Genomic DNA, 18,933 nt, shown 5'->3' with positions numbered 1-18,933 from the left:
GACCATGCACCATCGAAGGGCACGCCCAACTTCTTCCGGAGTTTCCTGCGAAATTCCCGGGTTTACATGGCATCAGCAATGAAAGGCGGCACCCTTCCGTGAAGTTCAGAGTCGATCGGGACGTCCTGGCAGAAGCCGTCACCTGGACAGCCCGGTCGTTGTCTCCGCGGCCGCCAGTGCCCGTCCTCTCCGGCCTGCTTTTGAAGGCTGAAGCAGGAACCGTCAGCCTTTCCAGCTTTGACTACGAGACCTCGGCACGACTTGAAATCACGGCCGACATCAGGGACGAAGGCACCATCCTGGTTTCCGGACGACTGCTTGCCGACATCTGCCGCAGCCTGCCTTCGGCGCCGGTGGACGTCGAAACCGACGGCAACAAAGTCACGCTTACCTGCCGCCGAAGCAGCTTCCACCTGGCCACCATGCCGGAAGCCGAATATCCCCCACTGCCAGCCCTGCCGGCCATCAGCGGAACCGTTCCGGGCGATGCCTTCGCCCAGGCCGTTTCGCAGGTCATCATCGCGGCCAGCAAGGACGACACCCTCCCCATCCTCACCGGCGTGCGAATGGAGATCGAAGACGACCTGATCACGCTGCTGGCCACCGACCGTTACCGGCTCGCCATGCGTGAAGTGCCGTGGAAGCCGGTCACTCCCGGCATTTCCACCAGCGCCCTGGTCAAGGCCAAAACCCTCAATGAGGTAGCTAAAACGCTCGGCAACAGTGGGGACATCAACCTGGCCCTGTCCGACGACGACAGCCGGCTTATCGGGTTCGAAAGCGGCGGGCGCACCACCACGTCACTCCTGGTGGACGGCGACTACCCCAAGATCCGGTCGCTGTTCCCCGAGTCCACCCCCATCCATGCCACGGTCCAGACCCAGGAACTGGTTGAAGCCGTGCGCCGGGTCTCGCTCGTGGCCGAGCGCAACACCCCGGTCCGGCTTGCTTTCACTGCTGGACTGCTAAACCTGGACGCCGGTACCGGAGAGGACGCACAGGCGTCCGAAGAGCTTGAAGCGCAGCTGTCCGGTGACGACATCACTGTTGCCTTCAATCCGCATTACCTGATCGAGGGGCTCAGCGTCATAGAGACAAAGTTCGTCCGGTTCTCGTTCACCGCGGCACCCAAGCCGGCCATGATCACAGCCCAAGCAGATGCCGACGGCGAAGACCAGGATGACTACCGCTACCTGGTGATGCCGGTCCGACTTCCCAACTAGTCCCCATCGGCTCCCAGCCTTCGCAAGCTCAGGCCGGGCCCCTCGCCGATGGGGCCCCACCCACCGCCGCCCTCACGGCGCGGGACTACCCCAGAAGAGCGACCCCCTCCCAACCACCGCCACCCACTAGCGCAGAAATGAGTTCCACAATGCACATTGGACTGATTGGCCTCGGCAAAATGGGATTCAACATGCGTGAGCGCCTGCGCAAGGGAAGCGTGGAGGTCACGGGCTACGACCGGAACCCTGACGTCACTGATGCCGCCAGCGTCGATGATCTGATCGCCGCGGTTCCTGCGCCGAGAATCATCTGGGTAATGGTCCCGTCCGGAGCCATCACCGATGCCGTGGTTACCGAACTCAGCGAAAAGCTGCAGCCGGGCGACCTTGTCATCGACGGCGGCAACTCCCGATTCACCGAAGACCAGAGGCACGGCGAACTGTTCGCCGCCAAGGGGATCCGCTTCGCCGACTGCGGCGTCTCGGGCGGAGTTTGGGGACTCCAGAACGGTTACGGACTGATGGCCGGTGGCGACGCCGCGGACATTGAGCGCGCTTTGCCAATTTTCGATGCGCTGCGTCCGGAGGGTGAGAGGGCGGACAGTTTTGTCCACGTGGGCGGAATCGGTGCCGGCCACTACGCCAAGATGGTCCACAACGGAATCGAATACGGATTGATGCAGGCGTATGCCGAGGGCTATGAACTGCTCGCCGCCAAGGACATCGTCACCGACCTGCCCGGCACCTTCCGGGCGTGGCAGAAGGGGACGGTGGTCCGCTCGTGGCTGCTGGACCTCATGGTCAAGGCCTTGGACGAGGACCCGGGCCTGGCCTCGATTGACGATTACGTGGAGGATTCCGGCGAAGGCCGCTGGACGGTGGAGGAAGCTATCGCCAACGCGGTTCCCGCTCCAGCCATCACCGCCGCGCTGTTTGCCAGGTTCGCATCCCGCGAAGACACCTCGCCTGCCATGAAGATGGTTTCCGCGCTGCGCAACCAATTCGGCGGCCACGCAACCCGTCCCGCCAAATAGCACCCACCGGGAACCAACAATGTTCCCAGAATTGCCGAAAACCGCGTGTATCTGGAACACCTTTCACTGACCGACTTCCGCAGTTACGCCCAGGTTGACCTCGCCTTGGGCCCGGGCGTCACCGTCCTGGTGGGGTACAACGGAATCGGCAAGACCAACCTGATGGAGGCCATCGGTTACCTGGCCACGCTTAGTTCGCACCGTGTCAGTTCCGATGCGCCCCTGCTGAGGTTCGGTACGGAGCGGGCACTGGTGCGCGCCCGCCTGGTCCGCGGCAGCCAGACAACGGTCCTTGAGCTGGAAATCAACGCCAGTCGCGCCAACCGCGGCCGCATCAACCGCAGCAATCCGGTGCGTGCCCGCGACATCCTCGGCATTTGCCAGACCGTCCTTTTCGCGCCGGAGGACCTGGCTTTGGTCAAGGGTGATCCGTCCAACCGCCGCCGCTTCCTGGACGAGCTGCTGGCCAGCCTTATCCCGCGCCACGCAGCCACCCGGAGCGATTACGACCGTGTCCTGAAACAGCGCAACGCCCTGCTCAAGTCGGCGCGTGCCGGCAAGTTCACGGCAGCGCATGAATCCACCCTGGACGTGTGGGACCAGCACATGGCCCGTGCCGGAGCGGAATTGCTGCACGCCCGGCTGGAGCTGGTGGAACGGCTCCGCCCGCACCTTTCCCGGGCCTACGCCGAGCTCACGGACGCGTCCAAGCACGCTGACGCCACCTACCGTTCTACGCTCCAGAACCAGATGGACGACGACGGCGTTCCAGCCGGAAGTGTGCAGCAAGCCCCGGGCGGAGGTTCTTCAGCCGCGCAGGATGACCTGCGGCTGCTTTCCGTCGAGCAACTCATGGAACGGTATATCCAGGCGTTCGCGGAATCCCGGAAAAAGGAACTGGAACGGGGCATTTCCCTTGTTGGCCCGCACCGTGACGAACTGGAGCTGACGCTCGGCCAGGCGCCTGCCAAGGGATATGCCTCGCACGGGGAAACGTGGTCCATGTGTTTGTCCCTTCGGCTGGCCTCGTACTACGTGATGCTGGACGATGCCCGGACCGGTGGTTCTGCTCCCATCCTCATCCTTGACGACGTCTTTGCCGAACTGGACGTCCAGCGGCGGCGTAAACTGGCGGCAATAGTCGCCGGCGCGGAACAGGTCCTGGTGACCGCCGCCGTCGACGCCGACATTCCGGACGAGCTGTCCGGGCGGCGGGTGAAGGTCATCCCGGGAGGTATCGATGAGCAGTGACCAGGGCGGCGGCCTGCAGCCCGGCCGTGAGCCTGACGACATCGATGCCCCGCAGGCCGCGCTGAACAGGATGCGGGAAGCCGCGGCCGCCCGCGGTGAAGTCCGCCGGAAAGCGGCACGGCCCGGTTCGCAGAAGGCCAAAGGCAGTATCCGTGACACCCGCGGCTTCAGCCAGTTCCACTCCACCGGCCGCGATCCGCTCGGCCTTGGGAAGGTTGTAGGACGGCTTGTGGCAGAACGGGGCTGGACGTCGCCAGTGGCTGTCGGCTCTGTCATGGCGGAGTGGGCCACGTTGGTGGGACCCGAAATCTCCGCGCACTGCATACCCGAAAGCTTCACCGCCACCACCCTGCACGTGCGGTGCGATTCCACTGCCTGGGCAACCCAGCTCAGGCTTTTGAGCACTAGCCTGCTGGAGAAATTCCGCCGGGAACTGGGCGATGGCGTGGTGACCAGCATCCAGGTGCTGGGACCCTCGGCACCAAGCTGGCGCAAGGGTGGACGCAGTGTCAACGGCCGCGGTCCACGGGACACTTACGGATAGCCGCAACCGCAGGTCTTGAAACTGCGCGCAAGGCCGTACAGGGCGCTGTAGGGAACCAGGCCTGTATAGGAACCCGGAGGGTGCACCGCTGGGCCGCCCAAGGCGGGGCCAAGAGCCTCGCATGGCCATATTCACCAGTGCCGAAGGCCCTTAGAATGCGGGGATATGCCCTTGTTCACGGTAGAATTGACGCAGATAACTGGGCGCGGATGAAACGTTGACTTCAGTCCATTCTCCGCGCGCTGCCTGCGTGCAGGGCATGGATCATCACCGTCAGCAAGCCACCGGCGCCATAAGTTTGTGCCTGTTGGCGGGTGCCTTTTCCCTGTGAAGAGAAGCCCGCCGGCCATCATCGAGAACAGAGGAGTCGCAGAGCCTGTGGCTAACGACAACACGGATATTCTGGCAGCAGATACAGCAGTCGAGGATGGCCGCACCCCTGATACCCCGCCTGCGGCAACAAGCCCAAGGGAATACGGCGCCAGCGACATCACTGTCCTTGAAGGCCTCGAGGCCGTCCGCAAGCGCCCAGGCATGTACATCGGCTCCACCGGACCCCGCGGCCTCCACCACCTGGTCTACGAGGTGGTGGACAACTCCGTGGATGAAGCGCTGGCCGGCTACTGCAGCCACATCGAGGTTGTCCTGCAGGCCGATGGCGGTGTCAAGGTGGTGGACGACGGCCGCGGCATTCCCGTGGACATGCACCCCACCGAACACAAGCCCACCGTCGAGGTGGTCATGACCATCCTGCACGCCGGCGGCAAGTTCGGCGGCGGCGGATACGCCGTCTCGGGCGGCCTGCACGGCGTGGGCATCTCGGTGGTCAATGCCCTGTCCAGCCGGGTGGACACGGAAGTGCGCCGCCAAGGGCACGTCTGGCGGATGTCCTTCGCCGACGGCGGCAAGCCCCAGGGCAGCCTGGTCAAGGGCGAAGAGACAGAGACCACGGGAACCACCCAGACCTTCTACCCGGATCCGGCGATCTTTGAGACCACCGAGTTCGATTTCGAGACGCTGCGCGCCCGTTTCCAGCAGATGGCCTTCCTTAACAAGGGCCTGCGCATCACCTTGACGGATGAGCGTGCGGCAGCCGGCGACGATGCCGACGGCGACCTCGACCTCGATGACCTCAGCACCGAGGGTGAGGTCACCGCAGAACACCGCACCGTGGTGTACCAGTACAACGACGGCTTGCTGGACTACGTCAAGCACCTTAACTCGGGCAAGAAGGTGGAGGTGGTCCACGAAGACGTCATCGCCTTCGAAACCGAGGACACCGAACGCCGCATCGCCCTGGAAATGGCCATGCAGTGGACCAGCGCGTACTCCGAGAGCGTGCACACCTACGCCAACACCATCAACACCCATGAGGGCGGCACCCACGAAGAAGGCTTCCGCGCTGCCCTGACGTCCCTGGTCAACCGGTACGCCCGGGAGAAGGGCATCATCAAGGAGAAGGACGACAACCTCACGGGCGACGACATCCGCGAGGGCCTTACCGCGGTCATCTCCGTCAAGCTGGCCGAGCCCCAGTTCGAAGGCCAGACCAAGACCAAGCTGGGCAACTCCGAGGTGAAGGGCTTCGTCCAGCGCGTGGTTACCGACGGCCTGGGCGACTGGCTGGAGCGCAACCCCGGACCGGCCCGCGACGTCATCCGCAAGGCCATCTCGGCCGCGCAGGCCCGGATGGCTGCGAGGAAGGCCCGCGACAACGCCCGGCGCAAGAGCCCGCTGGAATCCTTTGGCATGCCCGGCAAGCTTTCCGACTGCTCCTCCAAGGACCCGGAAAAATGCGAGGTCTACATCGTGGAGGGTGACTCGGCCGGGGGTTCAGCCAAGCGCGGCCGCAACCCCGAGACCCAGGCCATCCTGCCCCTGCGCGGCAAGATCCTGAACGTGGAGCGTGCCCGGCTGGATAAGGCCCTGGGCAACGCAGAGGTCCAGTCCATGATCACCGCCTTCGGTACCGGCATCGGCGAGGACTTCGACCTTGCCAAGCTGCGCTACCACAAGATTGTCCTCATGGCAGATGCCGACGTGGACGGCCAGCACATCACCACCCTGCTGATGACCCTGCTGTTCCGCTACATGCGGCCGCTGATCGAGAACGGGTATGTCTACCTGGCGCAGCCCCCGCTGTATCGGATCAAGTGGTCCAACGCGCCGCACGACTACGTCTACAGCGACCGCGAACGCGACGCCAAGCTGGTGGCAGGGCAGGCAGCGGGACGCCGTATCCCCAAAGACAACGGCATCCAGCGCTACAAGGGCCTCGGCGAGATGGACTACACCGAACTGTGGGACACCACCATGGACCCGGACCACCGCACTTTGCTGCAGGTGACCATGGACGACGCCCTCGCCGCCGACCAGATCTTCTCCGTCCTCATGGGCGAAGACGTGGAATCACGCCGCAACTTCATCCAGCAGAACGCCAAGGACGTCAGGTTCCTGGATATCTAAGGACCCGCTCTAAGTATTCGGAACCAGACATATACCTGAAACGGAAAATAACTAATGAGCGACGAAACCCCCGAGAATCCAGCCCCCGAGGCCGGAACTCCGGACACCGTTCTTGAAGGCGACGTGCTGATCGACCGCGTCGAACAGGTGGACCTGCAGACGGAAATGCAGCGTTCGTACCTGGACTACGCCATGGCCGTCATCGTGGGTCGTGCCCTCCCGGACGTCCGCGACGGACTCAAGCCCGTCCACCGTCGCGTGCTGTACGCGATGTTCGACGGCGGCTACCGCCCCGACCGTTCCTTCAACAAATGCGCCCGTGTTGTAGGCGAGGTCATGGGCCAGTACCACCCGCACGGCGATACCGCCATCTACGACGCCTTGGTACGCCTCATCCAGGACTGGACCATGCGCTACCCGCTGGCGCTGGGCCAGGGCAACTTTGGTTCGCCGGGCAATGACGGCGCCGCAGCACCGCGGTACACCGAAACCAAGATGGCGCCCCTGGCCATGGAAATGGTCCGGGACATCGACGAGGAAACCGTCGATTTCCAGGACAACTACGACGGCAAGAACCAGGAACCCACCATCCTGCCGGCCAGGTTCCCCAACCTGCTGGTGAACGGTTCCTCCGGCATCGCCGTCGGCATGGCCACCAACATCCCACCGCACAACCTCCGCGAAGTGGCGGACGGCGTCCAGTGGTACCTGGCCAACCCCGGGGCTACCCGGGAGGAACTGCTCGAGGAACTGCTGGTGCGGGTCAAGGGTCCGGATTTCCCCACGGGCGCCACCATCCTGGGCCACAAAGGCATCGAGGACGCCTACCGGACCGGCCGCGGTTCGGTCACCATGCGTGCAGTGGTCGCAGTGGAGGAACTGCAGGGCCGCACCTGCCTGGTAGTCACGGAACTTCCGTACCAGGCCAACCCGGACAACCTGGCCATCAAGATCGCCGAACTCGTCAAGGACGGCAAGATCTCCGGCATCGCCGACCTCCGCGACGAAACCTCCGGACGCACCGGCCAGCGCCTGGTGATCGTGCTGAAGCGTGACGCAGTGCCCAAGGTGGTGCTGAACAACCTCTACAAGCACACCGAGTTGCAGAGCAACTTCTCTGCAAACATGCTGGCCATCGTGGACGGCGTGCCGCGGACCCTGAGCCTTGACGCGTTCATCCGCCACTGGGTGACGCACCAGATGGACGTCATCGCCCGCCGCACCAGGTACCGCCTGCGCAAGGCGGAGGAGGAAGCCCACATCCTGCGGGCCCTCCTGAAGGCACTGGACATGCTCGACGAGGTCATTGCCCTGATCCGTGCCTCCAACACCACCGAAGCCGCGCGCGACGGGCTGATGGAACTGCTCGACATCGACGAGCTGCAGGCCCGGGCCATCCTGGACATGCAGCTGCGCCGCCTGGCTGCCCTGGAACGCCAGAAGATCCAGGACCGGCACGCTGAACTTGAGGCCCTGATCGAGGAGTACAACGCGATCCTGGGTTCCGAACAGCGGCAGCGCGAGATCATCAGCGTCGAACTGGGCGAGATCGTGGATAAGCACGGTGACGACCGGCGAACCAAGATCCTCATGGGCTTCGACGGCGACATGTCCATGGAGGACCTGATCCCCGAAGAGGAGATGGTGGTCACCATCACCCGCGGCGGCTACGTCAAGCGCACGCGCAGCGACAACTACCGCTCACAACAGCGCGGCGGCAAGGGCATCAAGGGTGCCCAGCTTCGCGGCGACGACGTTGTGGAGCACTTCTTCGTCACCACTACCCACCACTGGCTGCTGTTCTTCACCAACCTCGGCCGCGTGTACCGTGCCAAGGCGTACGAACTGATGGAAGCGGGCCGGGATGCCAAGGGCCAGCATGTGGCCAACCTGATGGCGTTCCAGCCCGACGAACATATTGCGCAGGTCCTGGACCTGAAGGACTACCAGCAGGCTCCCTACCTGGTGCTGGCCACCAAGAGGGGCCTGGTGAAGAAGACCAGGCTGGAGGACTACGACACAAACCGGTCCGCCGGGGTGATTGCCATCAACCTGCGCGACGGTGACGAACTGGTCTCCGCCCAGCTTGTCTCGGAAACCGACGACCTCTTCCTGGTGTCCCGCATGGGCCAGTCGATCCGCTTCACCGCCACCGACGATGCGCTGCGCCCCATGGGACGTGCCACATCCGGCGTCACCGGCATGAAGTTCCGGGAGGATGACGAACTGCTGGCCGCCGATGTGGTCACCGACGGATCCTTCGTCTTCATCGTGACCGAGGGCGGCTATGCCAAGCGCACCGCGGTGGAGGAATACCGCCTGCAGGGCCGCGGCGGCCTGGGCATAAAGGTGGGCAAATACCAGGAAGAACGCGGCCACCTCGTGGGTGCGCTCATTGTCCAGGAAGAGGATGAAGTCCTGGTGGTCATGGAGGGCGGCAAGGTTGTGCGGTCCACTGTGGCCGGTGTTCCGGCAAAGGGCCGTGACACGATGGGCGTCATCTTTGCCAAACCTGACAAGAATGACCGGATTATTGAGGTGGCGCGTAACAGCGAACGCGGCCTTGAGGACGAAGAATCCACCGGTGATGACGTAACGTTGGCTGAAGATGGCGGGACCGCTGGGGAATCCGCCGCGCCAGCAATGGCAGAAGAATCACCGGCCGTTGAGTCAGAGGACGCCTCGGGCGACGCTGAGCCGAACGAAGACAACACGGAGGTAACGAGTGAGTAATTCCGACTCATTTCCCAAGCCGAACAGCACTGTTCCCGACGGGAATCGGCCGTCAGCGGCGCCCCGCGTGAACGCCCCCGTTCGTCCGCAGCAGCGCCCGGCAGCTCCTGCCGGCGCTCCGGGCCAGCGCCCTGCTGTCCCGGGCCAGCGCCCGCAGCAGGGCGACCGCCCCGTGCAGCCGGGCCAGCGCCCCTTCCAGGGCCAGGCGGGGCAGCGTCCTGCACAAGGTGGCTCCAGCCAGGGAACGCCCGGCCTGGTCAAGCCGGCGCCAAAGGCGAAAGTCCGCCGGGCCCGGCTGCTGGTCAGCAAGGTGGACCCGTGGTCCGTCCTGAAGATGGCATTCCTGCTCTCCGTGGCATTGGGAATTGTCACTGTGGTGGCCGCCATTGTCCTGTGGACGGTCCTGGACCTGACTGGGATCTTCGACCAGGTGGACAGCCTGCTCGGTACGCTCGCCGGTTCTGAAGGCGGCGGCTTCGAGCTGAAGAAGGTTGCGTCGTTGGGACAAGTGGCCTCATTCGCCACCATCATTGCCGTGGTCAACGTTGTCCTGCTGACAGCACTGTCCATGCTTTCCGCTGTTCTCTACAACATCTCCGCCACCTTGGTGGGCGGCGTCGGCGTTACCCTTACCGACGATTAGGATGCCACTTTCACCGGCTCAACGCCGGTGAAAATGCCCGATTTGAGATCGGGCCGGGGTGTGCTGTAAAGTCATGTCTCGGCCCGATGAGGGATTGGGGCGTATAGCTCAGGCGGTTAGAGCGCTTCGCTGATAACGAAGAGGTCCCAGGTTCAAGTCCTGGTACGCCCACGGAACCTGTGCAGGTTTCAAATGGAGGTTTGGTCCGGTTCCATCCGGAACCCAGCCGGAACGGGGAGCATGTGAAGAAGTTGCTTGTACTGGCAGCGGCAATCGCAGGCGTCCTGGTCTACCGCAAGGCACAGGAGTCCGAAGCCCGGAAAACGGTCTGGAGTAAGTCAACCGACACGGTTGACTAGCCAGGATGCCCTGTCCCGGAGCTGTCAAAGGCTCTGACGGTTCTAGGGTACGATTGACGGGTTGCTTCTTATGGGGGCATGGCGCAATTGGTAGCGCACCTGCTTTGCAAGCAGGGGGTTCGGGGTTCGAGTCCCCGTGCCTCCACCATAAGAAAGTCCCGGTCTGCGGAAACGCAGGCCGGGACTTTTCGCTTTCCATTTCCGCCGGGAACCAGCATCAGGGGGCTGCAGTGAACTTCTTCTTCGCGGCCCTCGGGGTCCTGGGAGTGGCATCATCGGGCCCCTTGATTGCGGCCACGCTGGGCGCCACCAGCGTCAGCGCCCTTGCCATTGCTTTCTGGCGCAACGCCATCGGGGCGGCCGTCATGGCCACGCCCACGCTGCTCCGGGAGCCCCGCCAGTTCGGCAGGATTACCGGCCGCGAGTTCCGCTGGTCGCTGTTGGCCGCCGTCGCCCTTGCGCTGCACTTTGCCTGCTTCATCACGTCGCTGCAGCTCACCTCCGTAGCCGCCGCCACAGCCCTGGTCTGTCTGCAGTCAGGCTGGATTGCCGTCTTCCAACTGTTCCGCGGCACCCGCCACCGCTGGCAGGTACTGGTGGGGCTTGGCATCGCCTTCGGCGGCGTTGTGGCGATCACCGGCTTCGATATGGGCTCATCCCCGCAGGCCCTCATGGGAGACCTGCTGGCGATGGCCGGCGGAGCCCTGGCGGGCCTCTATACGCTGGCCGGCGGCAAGGCGCGGCAAAGCATGACCACCGGAACCTACACGACCCTCTGCTACGGAATGTGCGCCGTAGTCGTGGCCGTCCTGGCCCTGTTGGGAGGCCAGCCCCTGGCCGGGTTCGAGCCTGCGGGATGGCTCGGTATCGCAGCCATCACGGTGTGCGCGCAGCTGGTGGGCCACACTGCGTTCAACCACCTGCTGGCCACCATGAGCCCGCTCGTCGTCTCCATGATCATCCTCCTGGAGATCCCCGGGGCAGCGCTGCTGGCGGCCGTCTTCCTGCACGAGACCCTGCCTGCGGGCACCTACGCAGGGCTCGGCCTCATCCTTGCGGGTCTCGCCGTCGTGGTCCTGGGCCAAAGGAACGGCATGCGCAGCAGCCGTGGAAGGGCACACCAGGAGGAGCCGCCGTCGGAACGCCTTGCCGGGCTGGGGACTGACTGAGCGCTATTGTCCGCCGCGGCGGACAGGCTGGGCTGTATTGACCGTATGGATGGCCCGCAGGAGCTTGGCGGGGAAATACACCGAGAAGAACACCACCATGGGGGCCTTCAGCGCCATCTTCCTGACATTGTGGGCCTTGTAGGTCCGGTCGAACCGGGTGACGTAGTAGCGGTAGTCCCGCGGTGAATCCTCCAGCCGCCGGGCCGACATTCCGGACACCATCTGCGGCCAATAACGGACCGGCAGCTCATGGTCTGCCAGGTGCAGGGACAGGTCGATGTCCTCGTGCATCTCGTCCTTCTCGTCGCGGCAGGTCTCCGAACGGATGGTCTCCCAGGCGCTGGCCCGCAGGGCCATGTTGGAACCGAACAGGAAGTGGTACTGGTGCTTGGCCAGCTTCAGCATGAGCTGGCGCATTTTGTCGTCCGCCTTCAGTCCAAAGCGGCGCATTGGCATGTCGTAGTACACCACAGGACCGGTGGCAGCCTGGACGGTCTGGTCCGCGAACGCCTTCTGCACCTGCTCCACCCAGTCGGGCTCCACGATGGAGTCCGCGTCGATCCGCCCCAGGACATCACCCGTGGCGCTGTCCAGGCCGAAGTTCCGGGTGGGAATAAGTCCCTGTTCCCGGTCCTGGCTCAGCAGGATGATGGGGCTCTCCGGATACTCGAGCTGCATCTGGCGGACAATGTCAGCTGTCCGGTCCTTGGAACGGTTGTCCACCACGATGATCTCGTGGGCGGGGACAGACTGGTAGATGGCGGCGATCAGGCATTGCCGGATCACGCTCTCCTCGTTGTACGCCGGGATGACGATTGACACGCGGAGCTGTACGGCTGCGTCGTTCACGGAGTCCCCAGAGGATCGATTGGCTGACATCACTTCAAATCTAGCATCAGGGCCATGTCCGCCCCGGACGGCACTGCCTGGCAGCGGGGCCGGCGCGGAGTCTCCCGAAACCGGCCCGTTGCTCTGTTCAGGGCACACAAAAGGGGCTCCGCCGTGAAACGGAGCCCCTGCGTATGCGGTGCTAAGACTAGGGCTGGCTGCTGCCCTTGTCATCCTTCGTGGCCGCGTCGGCGTCGGTGGCTGAAGTGTTTGCACCCTCAGCAGCGTCGTCCGCAACATGCTTGGCCTTGTCGGCTTCTGCGGACTTTTCCTTGGCCGTCTCTGCTGCGTCGGCCGCCTTGGCGGCGCCGGCACTTGCGGCGGAACCGGCCGCGGCAGCAGCCTTGTCAGCGGCGTCCGCGGTGTTTTCCTTAACATCGCTGACGGTAGTGGCGGGAACGGGGGCCGGAGTTGGCGTGACCGGCGAGGGCGTCTTCCAGGGGTCCTCCACTGGCTTGGAAGCCTTCCATGCCGCAACACCCGCGGCGACGGCGGCGGCGACAACCCCGAAGACCAGCCAGCCGCGCTTCTTGGGCTTCTGCGGCTGGGCCAGGTGTACGTCCACGGCGCGGCTGGCTCCTGATGCGGCTGCCTTCAGCTGCGTGCCGGTTGCCTGGGCCTGCTCCTGGATGACGTGGATGATTCCCACGTCGCCCAGCTTCTGTGCGACGGCATCCACCCGTGCCGGGGTGCTCTCGAGGGTGCGGTGAACTGCGCCGGATGCCACGCCGATCTGGTCCGAGAGCTTGGGCAGGTACTCCACCACTACCCGGTCACGGGCATTCAGGACAACGGGGGTGGCCTTGTCCAGGGCGGTGTGCAGCATGGGCGGTGCACCTTCAACTGCATCATTGATCTTCGGCGCCAGCTGGGCCAGGCCGTCCTGGATGCGGGGCGTCACGGTTGCAACACCGTCGGCGAGGCTGTAGGCGGCCGTCTTCAGGCCTTCCTGGATCTTGGGAGATGCAGTATCCAGGCTGTGCTGCAGCCGGGGAACAGCCCAGTCAACGGCAGCTTCCACGCGGGGTGCCGCCCAATCCTTGGCATTTTCCACCGCACTGGTGACCGACTGCTCAAGGTCACGGGCAATACGATCCGATTTCTTCACAACTACCTCCCGATTAATGTGACGGTTCTGTCGCTAGCCTACGTGCCCAGATCATCACGGGCTATTCACTCTGCGGATTTTAGGGGGATTTCACCCAGCGCGGAACTGTCCCCGCAGCCGTGGCTGCCCATACCCGGCATGGAAGAATGGGGCCTATGACTGCCATCGCAACCGCAAAAGCAACCATCCACACCAGCCTCGGCGACATCGTGGTTAACCTCTTCGGCAACCACGCGCCCAAGACGGTCAAGAATTTCGTCGGCCTGTCAACCGGCGAACAGGCGTGGACCCACCCGGAAACCGGTGAGGACAAGACCGGCACTCCGCTGTACGACGGAACCATCTTCCACCGCATCATCAAGGACTTCATGATCCAGGCGGGCGATCCCCTGGGCCGTGGAACCGGTGGCCCCGGCTACCGCTTCGACGATGAAATCCACCCGGAACTGAGCTTCAACCAGCCTTACAAGCTCGCCATGGCCAACGCAGGCATCCAGATGGGCAAGGGCACCAACGGTTCACAGTTCTTCATCACCACCATCCCTACGGACTGGCTCCAGGGCAAGCACACCATCTTCGGTGAAGTGGCTGACGAGGAATCCAAGAAGGTCGTTGACGCAATCGAGGGCGTCCGCACCGGCATGGGCGACCGCCCGGTTGAGGACGTCACCATCAACAGCATCGACATCGAACAGCTGTAACGCTCCGCCATGACATACGGAATTCCGTCGGCTGAGCCGTCCGCCCAGGTCCCGGTCTGCCCCCGGCATCCGGACCGGCCGTCCTATGTGCGTTGCCAGCGCTGCGGCCGCCCGGCATGCCCGGACTGCCAGCGGGCGGCCGCCGTCGGATTCCAATGTGTTGACTGCGTCAACGAAACAAAACGTACGACGGCGGAGGTACGGTCGGTCTACGGCGGCGCCGTTGCCACGGGCAGGCCCTTGGTGACGTACGGCATCATCGCAGCGTGCGTTGTCGTTTACGCCCTGCAAATGCTCATACCCGGCGACTGGGTGTACAAGCAGTTCGCCTACAACAACATTTTTGCCGCGCCGCAGTACGGTGCATTCGAGCCGTGGCGGATGATCACGTCGGCCTTCCTCCATTCCCCGGATTCGCTGCTGCACATCCTCCTGAACATGTACACGCTCTGGATTTTTGGGCAGGCCCTTGAACCCGTACTCGGCCGGATCCGGTTCCTGGCGCTGTACCTGATCTCCGCTATTGGTGGTTCAGTCGGTTATCTGCTGCTGAACCCGTTGCTGGTGCCAGGGCAGGGACTTGTTGGACTGGTGGGCGCTTCCGGCGCCATCTTCGGCCTCTTCGGCGCCATGCTGCTGGTCCAACGGCAGCGGGGCGGCGATACCCGGCAGTTGTGGGTCCTGATCGCGATCAACGGCGTTATCGGTTTCCTTATCCCCCACATTGCCTGGCAGGCCCACTTGGGCGGCCTTATCACCGGCGGACTCTGCGCTGCAGTCCTTGCCTACACACCGCGCGGCCGCCGGCAGGGCCTCCTCCAGGCGTTGGGCCTCGCTGCCGTGCTTGCACTTCTTATTGCCGTGAGTTGGGTACGTGTGACGCTTTAAAGGCCGCCATCTTTTCTTGAACGGGCTATGCCCCCGGCACCAAAGGTGCCGGGGGCATAGCTGTTTTCCACAGGGCTTATCCACAATGTTGGTAACTTACATCTGTGTAGTTCAGGTGCGCCATCCCGCCATCACTGCTTCAACACGGCGGTGACCGGTTTTTCGGTGCACGTTCTCCACACCTGTGGATAATCTGTGGGAATATCCGTGTGCGTAAGTGGATAACCGGCGATATCTGGGACGTTCTGTGGAAAAGTATGGTGCTGAAGTGCGGCGTGGACTCTTATATGAGCCCCATGCCGAGGTTATCGACAGCGTTATGCACACTGTTAATAAGTGACAAGCCTGTAGTTCCGAGTGCTCCGGGGCTACGGGAGTAGGGTGGAGAGCCCACCGGGGAAGGATTTCCACCCTGTTTCCCACAGCTGTGGATAACTTGTGGGTATTGCGATGTTGGTAAGTGGATAAGAGGCACAAGGGGTGCAGGTGCCCTTCCTGCCTATGATGGTTGCCTGCCAAGCCGTTCAAAGCGACAAGGACACCCGTGAGCGTCACCGAGCATCTGTACTTGGACAAACAGCATCCGGTCCTGTGGAAAGCGATCAGCGGCCTGGGCCTCAAGGTCCAGGAAGCAGCAGAAGAAGCAGGAATCGGGCGGGGCCTGCTGGAACTCCTCAACGTCCGGATTTCCCAGATCAACGGCTGCGCCTACTGCCTTGATCTTCACGTGCGCAAAGCCGGTGAGGCAGGAGAGACTCCGCAGCGGCTGGCGGTGTTGCCGGCATGGCGCGAAACCGCGCTCTTCACGGACAAGGAACGGGCCGCGCTGGCACTGGTGGAGAGCATCACCGAACTTCCGGATGAGCGGTCACGGGAGCACGAGGAGGCGTACGCGCGGGAATGCCTCACGGCGCAGGAGTTTTCGGCTGTAAGTTGGGTTGCCGTGACGATGAACGCCTTCAACCGGGTTTCCATCACCAGCCACCACCCCGTCAGGCGGGACCGCTAGTAGCCACCGGCGGTTCCGTGCCGGACGCCCGTCCACGCCCCGGACCTGGTTTATCCACAGGTATTCCACACTGTTAATAACGGTTGCTAACCGTGCGCGTCCGGGCAATAGCACCGCAGATTGGCGCTGCCAGCGGCGGCGGCTGCGTGGCCCGGAATGGGGTAGGAAGGTTTTCCACACTGTGGATAACCTTCCGAACAGCTGGGGATAACCGGCAGCGGGGTGGGCACTCCTAGCCGGGCCAGATGCCGGAGGACCCCCGGCGGTGGCTGGCCAGGAGATGGGTATCCACTATGCCCACTGCCTCCATCAGGGCGAACATGGTGGTGGGCCCCACAAAGGAGAAGCCACGTTTCCGGAGCGCCTGGGACAAGGCCACTGACTCCGCCGACTGGGTGGGGATATCGGCTGGCCGCCGCGGCTGCGGGGTACTCGCCGGGCGGAAGCCCCAGACAAAGTCCACCAGGCCGCCGTCGTTTCGAAGCTCCAAGGTGGCCTGCGCGTTCTTGACCGCGGCAAGGATCTTCAACCGGTTCCTGATGATGCCTGGGTCCTGCATCAGCCGCTCCACGTCGGCGTTGCTGAACAGGGCCACGGCCTCGGGATCGAACCCGGCAAAGGCGGAACGGAAAGCAGGGCGCTTGCGCAGGATGGTGGCCCACGAAAGTCCTGCCTGGAAGCCCTCCAGGCAGATTCGTTCGTACATCCCCTGCTCGTCAGTGACGGGCAGCCCCCATTCCTGGTCATAGTAGTTCCGCATGAGCGGGTCTGTGGCAGCCCAGGCGGGACGGGCCAGGCCATCCTCGCCGACGATTACTCCCGCGGAACCGGGAACCAGTGTGGTCATCCTGAAAAGCCCTACGGCGCTAGGAACGCCAGCGGGTGGTCATGAGGAATCCGACGATGGCAATGCCGAAGCCGGCCACGATGTTCCAGGACTGCCAGGCCTGGACCGGGAAGCGCCCTTCGCTGATGTAGAAGGTGATGATCCAGAACAGGCCAATGATCATGAGGCCAAACATGACCGGCTTGAACCACACTGGGTTGGGCTTGTAGGCCTGCGGTGAAGCCGGCTGGGCGGTGCTGGCGGTCTTCTTGCGCGGCTTTGACTCGGGCACTGGCTCTCCTTGGCGGGCTGGGCAAGCTCGGCGTCCCGGGCTTGGTATCCTGCAAGAAGGAAATTGCCAGCGGTCTGCGCGATCTTGGTCAAATCTGGATTCTTACTAGCAGCCAATTCTAGCCGCAGTTGATGGGCAGTCGGTGCCGGCCTGGCCGGGGAACTGCCAGGGCAAACGCCCGGAGGAGAACGCGTGGTATTGCAGGAGAAGGTGGGGACTGCCACTGCGCCCGCACCCCGTCGCGCCGTCCTGCGCGGCACCATCCAGGTGCTGGGTGAACTACTGATCACTGCCGGCGTCATCCTTCTTCTCTTCGTGGCATGGCAGCTGTGGTGGACTAACGTCGAGTCCGACGCCAAGCAGAGCCAGGTCATCAAGGAATTCGCCCAGGACCTCGGCAGTGCCGCACCCGCTCCCTCAGCAACGCCGGCGCCACCTGCAGCGGCTCAGGATTTCGGCAAGCCCGTGGTGGGAACCGCTCCGGGCCACGCCGGGACCATTGGCATCATGTACATCCCCCGGTTCGGCCCTACCTACACCCGCCCCATTGTCCAGGGGACCAGCCAGGACGTCCTGGACACGCTCGGCCTTGGGCATTACAGCAATACGGCGATGCCCGGTGCGGTAGGCAATTTCGCCGTTGCCGGCCACCGCCAGACGCACGGTGCAGTGCTGGACAATATCCACACGCTGGTGCCCGGCGACAAGATCTACGTCCAGACCAAGGACGGCTATTACGTTTACGTTTTCCGGAACAACCAGATCGTGATGCCCTCCCGCACGGACGTCCTGGAACCGGTGCCGACCCAGCCGGGCGCCGCGCCCACCGAAAGCTACCTCACGATGACAAGCTGCAACCCCCGCTTCGGCGCGGAAGAACGCATCATCGCCTATGCCCTGCTGGACAGCTGGCGCCCGGCTGCAGCCGGACCGCCGGCCGAGATCGCAGCCCAGGTGGCAGCAGCCACCGGAAGGAGCTGACCGTGTACCCCTGGATTTTCCGCCACCTCCCCGGACCGCTCTGGCTCAGGATCGTCATCTCGTTGGTGCTGGTCTTCATTGCCCTGGTATTGATGGTCCAGTTCCTTTTCCCCTGGATGTCCCATTTCACCCAATTCACCGACTCAACGATTGGTTCCACAGACCAGCCATGACCACAACCAAGATCCTCGTAGTGGATAACTACGACAGCTTCGTCTACACCCTGGTGGGCTACCTTCAGGAACTCGGCGCCGAAACCACCGTTGTCCGCAACGACGACGTCACCCTGGCCGAGGCGATCGAACTTGCAGGCACCCGGGACGGCGTCCTGATTTCTCCCGGTCCCGGAAACCCTGCCGAGGCGGGGATCTGCATCGAGCTGATCAAGTGGTGCGGCGAAAACAGCGTTCCCATGTTTGGCGTGTGCCTGGGCCATCAGGCACTGGCGGAAGCCTTCGGCGGCAAGGTGACCCACGCCCCCGAACTCATGCACGGCAAGACATCCCAAGTGGAGCATATCGGCACCAGTGTTTTTGCGGGACTCCCCTCCCCCGTCACCGCCACCCGCTACCATTCGCTGGCAGCGGTCCGGGAATCCATTCCCGATGTCCTGGAAATCACGGCACAAACCGCGTCAGGCGTGGTCATGGGACTGCAGCACCGGACGGCACCCCTGTGCGGGGTTCAGTTCCACCCCGAATCGGTGCTCACCGAGGGCGGGTACCAGATGCTCGGCAACTGGCTGGAGTCGCTGGGCATGAAAGGCGCGGCCGCGCGTGCCGCGAAACTGAGCCCCCTCATCCAGCACTAGCCGGGCC

Annotated in this window: 19 protein-coding genes and 2 tRNA genes; 17 read left to right on the top strand and 4 right to left on the bottom strand. The window is 63.7% G+C overall.

What is annotated here, in order from left to right; all coding sequences use genetic code 11:
* Nucleotides 1-98 precede the first annotated feature (98 nt).
* From dnaN to IEW19_RS14565, 11 genes are all read left to right on the top strand, one after another.
* The gene (gene dnaN, locus IEW19_RS14610) at nucleotides 99-1,223 is read left to right on the top strand and encodes a DNA polymerase III subunit beta (RefSeq protein ID WP_188572341.1); all 1,125 of its coding nucleotides are present in this window, start codon (nucleotides 99-101) and stop codon (nucleotides 1,221-1,223) included.
* A gap of 149 nt (nucleotides 1,224-1,372) precedes the next feature.
* Nucleotides 1,373-2,257, top strand: a complete 885-nt coding sequence (gene gnd / locus IEW19_RS14605) for a phosphogluconate dehydrogenase (NAD(+)-dependent, decarboxylating) (protein WP_188572378.1) — start codon at nucleotides 1,373-1,375, stop codon at nucleotides 2,255-2,257.
* Nucleotides 2,258-2,302: 45 nt separating this feature from the next.
* On the top strand, nucleotides 2,303-3,508 hold the full coding sequence (gene recF / locus IEW19_RS14600; protein ID WP_188572340.1) for a DNA replication/repair protein RecF: 1,206 nt from the start codon (nucleotides 2,303-2,305) through the stop codon (nucleotides 3,506-3,508).
* Nucleotides 3,498-4,052, top strand: coding sequence for a DciA family protein (locus IEW19_RS14595; RefSeq protein WP_188572339.1), 555 nt, complete (start codon nucleotides 3,498-3,500; stop codon nucleotides 4,050-4,052). The genes recF and IEW19_RS14595 overlap by 11 nt, the downstream gene beginning before the upstream one ends.
* 378 nt (nucleotides 4,053-4,430) lie before the next feature.
* Complete coding sequence (gyrB, locus tag IEW19_RS14590) at nucleotides 4,431-6,518, top strand: DNA topoisomerase (ATP-hydrolyzing) subunit B (RefSeq protein WP_188572338.1); 2,088 nt, start codon at nucleotides 4,431-4,433, stop codon at nucleotides 6,516-6,518.
* Nucleotides 6,519-6,572: 54 nt separating this feature from the next.
* Complete coding sequence (gene gyrA, locus IEW19_RS14585) at nucleotides 6,573-9,251, top strand: DNA gyrase subunit A (protein WP_188572337.1); 2,679 nt, start codon at nucleotides 6,573-6,575, stop codon at nucleotides 9,249-9,251.
* Entirely contained in the window at nucleotides 9,244-9,894 is a 651-nt protein-coding gene (locus IEW19_RS14580) for a DUF3566 domain-containing protein (RefSeq protein WP_188572336.1), read from the top strand. The genes gyrA and IEW19_RS14580 overlap by 8 nt, the downstream gene beginning before the upstream one ends.
* Before the next feature lie 97 nt (nucleotides 9,895-9,991).
* Nucleotides 9,992-10,065 (top strand) — tRNA-Ile (locus IEW19_RS14575).
* Between the two features lie 71 nt (nucleotides 10,066-10,136).
* Nucleotides 10,137-10,253, top strand: coding sequence for a DLW-39 family protein (locus IEW19_RS23555; RefSeq protein ID WP_229748488.1), 117 nt, complete (start codon nucleotides 10,137-10,139; stop codon nucleotides 10,251-10,253).
* 72 nt (nucleotides 10,254-10,325) lie between these two features.
* Nucleotides 10,326-10,401 (top strand) — tRNA-Ala (locus IEW19_RS14570).
* A gap of 82 nt (nucleotides 10,402-10,483) precedes the next feature.
* Entirely contained in the window at nucleotides 10,484-11,422 is a 939-nt protein-coding gene (locus IEW19_RS14565; RefSeq protein ID WP_188572335.1) for a DMT family transporter, read from the top strand.
* Between the two features lie 3 nt (nucleotides 11,423-11,425).
* Here the strand turns inward: IEW19_RS14565 and IEW19_RS14560 are convergent, their stop codons facing one another.
* A complete protein-coding gene (locus IEW19_RS14560; RefSeq protein WP_188572334.1) occupies nucleotides 11,426-12,301 on the bottom strand; it encodes a glycosyltransferase family 2 protein in 876 nt (291 codons plus the stop codon).
* Nucleotides 12,302-12,458: 157 nt separating this feature from the next.
* Nucleotides 12,459-13,418 (bottom strand): hypothetical protein, encoded by a 960-nt coding sequence (locus tag IEW19_RS14555; protein ID WP_188572333.1) that lies wholly within the window; start codon nucleotides 13,416-13,418, stop codon nucleotides 12,459-12,461.
* Between the two features lie 155 nt (nucleotides 13,419-13,573).
* On the opposite strand from IEW19_RS14555, the gene IEW19_RS14550 reads away from it, so the two are divergent.
* The 3 genes from IEW19_RS14550 to IEW19_RS14540 all read left to right on the top strand — a co-directional run bounded on the left by IEW19_RS14550 (nucleotide 13,574) and on the right by IEW19_RS14540 (nucleotide 16,016).
* Nucleotides 13,574-14,119, top strand: a complete 546-nt coding sequence (locus IEW19_RS14550; protein ID WP_188572332.1) for a peptidylprolyl isomerase — start codon at nucleotides 13,574-13,576, stop codon at nucleotides 14,117-14,119.
* A gap of 9 nt (nucleotides 14,120-14,128) precedes the next feature.
* Nucleotides 14,129-15,007 carry a rhomboid family intramembrane serine protease gene (locus IEW19_RS14545; RefSeq protein ID WP_188572331.1) on the top strand — a complete coding sequence of 293 codons (879 nt, stop codon included), beginning with the start codon at nucleotides 14,129-14,131 and terminating at the stop codon, nucleotides 15,005-15,007.
* A 544-nt stretch (nucleotides 15,008-15,551) separates the two neighbouring features.
* Nucleotides 15,552-16,016 carry a carboxymuconolactone decarboxylase family protein gene (locus tag IEW19_RS14540; protein WP_188572330.1) on the top strand — a complete coding sequence of 155 codons (465 nt, stop codon included), beginning with the start codon at nucleotides 15,552-15,554 and terminating at the stop codon, nucleotides 16,014-16,016.
* 232 nt (nucleotides 16,017-16,248) lie between these two features.
* Here the strand turns inward: IEW19_RS14540 and IEW19_RS14535 are convergent, their stop codons facing one another.
* Complete coding sequence (locus tag IEW19_RS14535) at nucleotides 16,249-16,863, bottom strand: DNA-3-methyladenine glycosylase I (RefSeq protein ID WP_188572329.1); 615 nt, start codon at nucleotides 16,861-16,863, stop codon at nucleotides 16,249-16,251.
* A 19-nt stretch (nucleotides 16,864-16,882) separates the two neighbouring features.
* Entirely contained in the window at nucleotides 16,883-17,134 is a 252-nt protein-coding gene (locus IEW19_RS14530) for a cell division protein CrgA (RefSeq protein WP_018769892.1), read from the bottom strand.
* 192 nt (nucleotides 17,135-17,326) lie between these two features.
* Here IEW19_RS14530 and IEW19_RS14525 point away from each other — a divergent pair, with 192 nt between their 5' ends.
* Genes IEW19_RS14525 through IEW19_RS14515 form a run of 3 tightly spaced genes read left to right on the top strand, consistent with a single transcriptional unit; the run spans nucleotide 17,327 to nucleotide 18,926 of the window.
* The gene (locus IEW19_RS14525; RefSeq protein WP_188572328.1) at nucleotides 17,327-18,115 is read left to right on the top strand and encodes a class E sortase; all 789 of its coding nucleotides are present in this window, start codon (nucleotides 17,327-17,329) and stop codon (nucleotides 18,113-18,115) included.
* Between the two features lie 2 nt (nucleotides 18,116-18,117).
* Complete coding sequence (locus tag IEW19_RS14520) at nucleotides 18,118-18,288, top strand: hypothetical protein (protein ID WP_188572327.1); 171 nt, start codon at nucleotides 18,118-18,120, stop codon at nucleotides 18,286-18,288.
* A complete protein-coding gene (locus tag IEW19_RS14515; protein WP_188572326.1) occupies nucleotides 18,285-18,926 on the top strand; it encodes an anthranilate synthase component II in 642 nt (213 codons plus the stop codon). The genes IEW19_RS14520 and IEW19_RS14515 overlap by 4 nt, the downstream gene beginning before the upstream one ends.
* Nucleotides 18,927-18,933 lie beyond the last annotated feature (7 nt).

This window comes from Arthrobacter liuii, assembly GCF_014639275.1.
GTDB classification, from domain to species: Bacteria; Actinomycetota; Actinomycetes; order Actinomycetales; family Micrococcaceae; genus Arthrobacter; species Arthrobacter liuii.
The sequence above is the reverse complement of the archived record's forward strand: the minus strand, read 5'-3'. Positions and strand labels throughout refer to the sequence as shown.

Bases quoted from the DNA above. Each gene is read 5' to 3' on its own strand.
- gnd (WP_188572378.1), top strand. From the start codon at position 1,373: ATGCACATTGGACTGATTGGCCTCGGCAAAATGGGATTCAACATGCGT.
- IEW19_RS14595 (WP_188572339.1), top strand. From the start codon at position 3,498: ATGAGCAGTGACCAGGGCGGCGGCCTGCAGCCCGGCCGTGAGCCTGAC.
- gyrA (WP_188572337.1), top strand. From the start codon at position 6,573: ATGAGCGACGAAACCCCCGAGAATCCAGCCCCCGAGGCCGGAACTCCG.
- IEW19_RS14560 (WP_188572334.1), bottom strand. From the start codon at position 12,301: ATGTCAGCCAATCGATCCTCTGGGGACTCCGTGAACGACGCAGCCGTA.
- IEW19_RS14550 (WP_188572332.1), top strand. From the start codon at position 13,574: ATGACTGCCATCGCAACCGCAAAAGCAACCATCCACACCAGCCTCGGC.
- IEW19_RS14545 (WP_188572331.1), top strand. From the start codon at position 14,129: ATGACATACGGAATTCCGTCGGCTGAGCCGTCCGCCCAGGTCCCGGTC.
- IEW19_RS14535 (WP_188572329.1), bottom strand. From the start codon at position 16,863: ATGACCACACTGGTTCCCGGTTCCGCGGGAGTAATCGTCGGCGAGGAT.
- IEW19_RS14515 (WP_188572326.1), top strand. From the start codon at position 18,285: ATGACCACAACCAAGATCCTCGTAGTGGATAACTACGACAGCTTCGTC.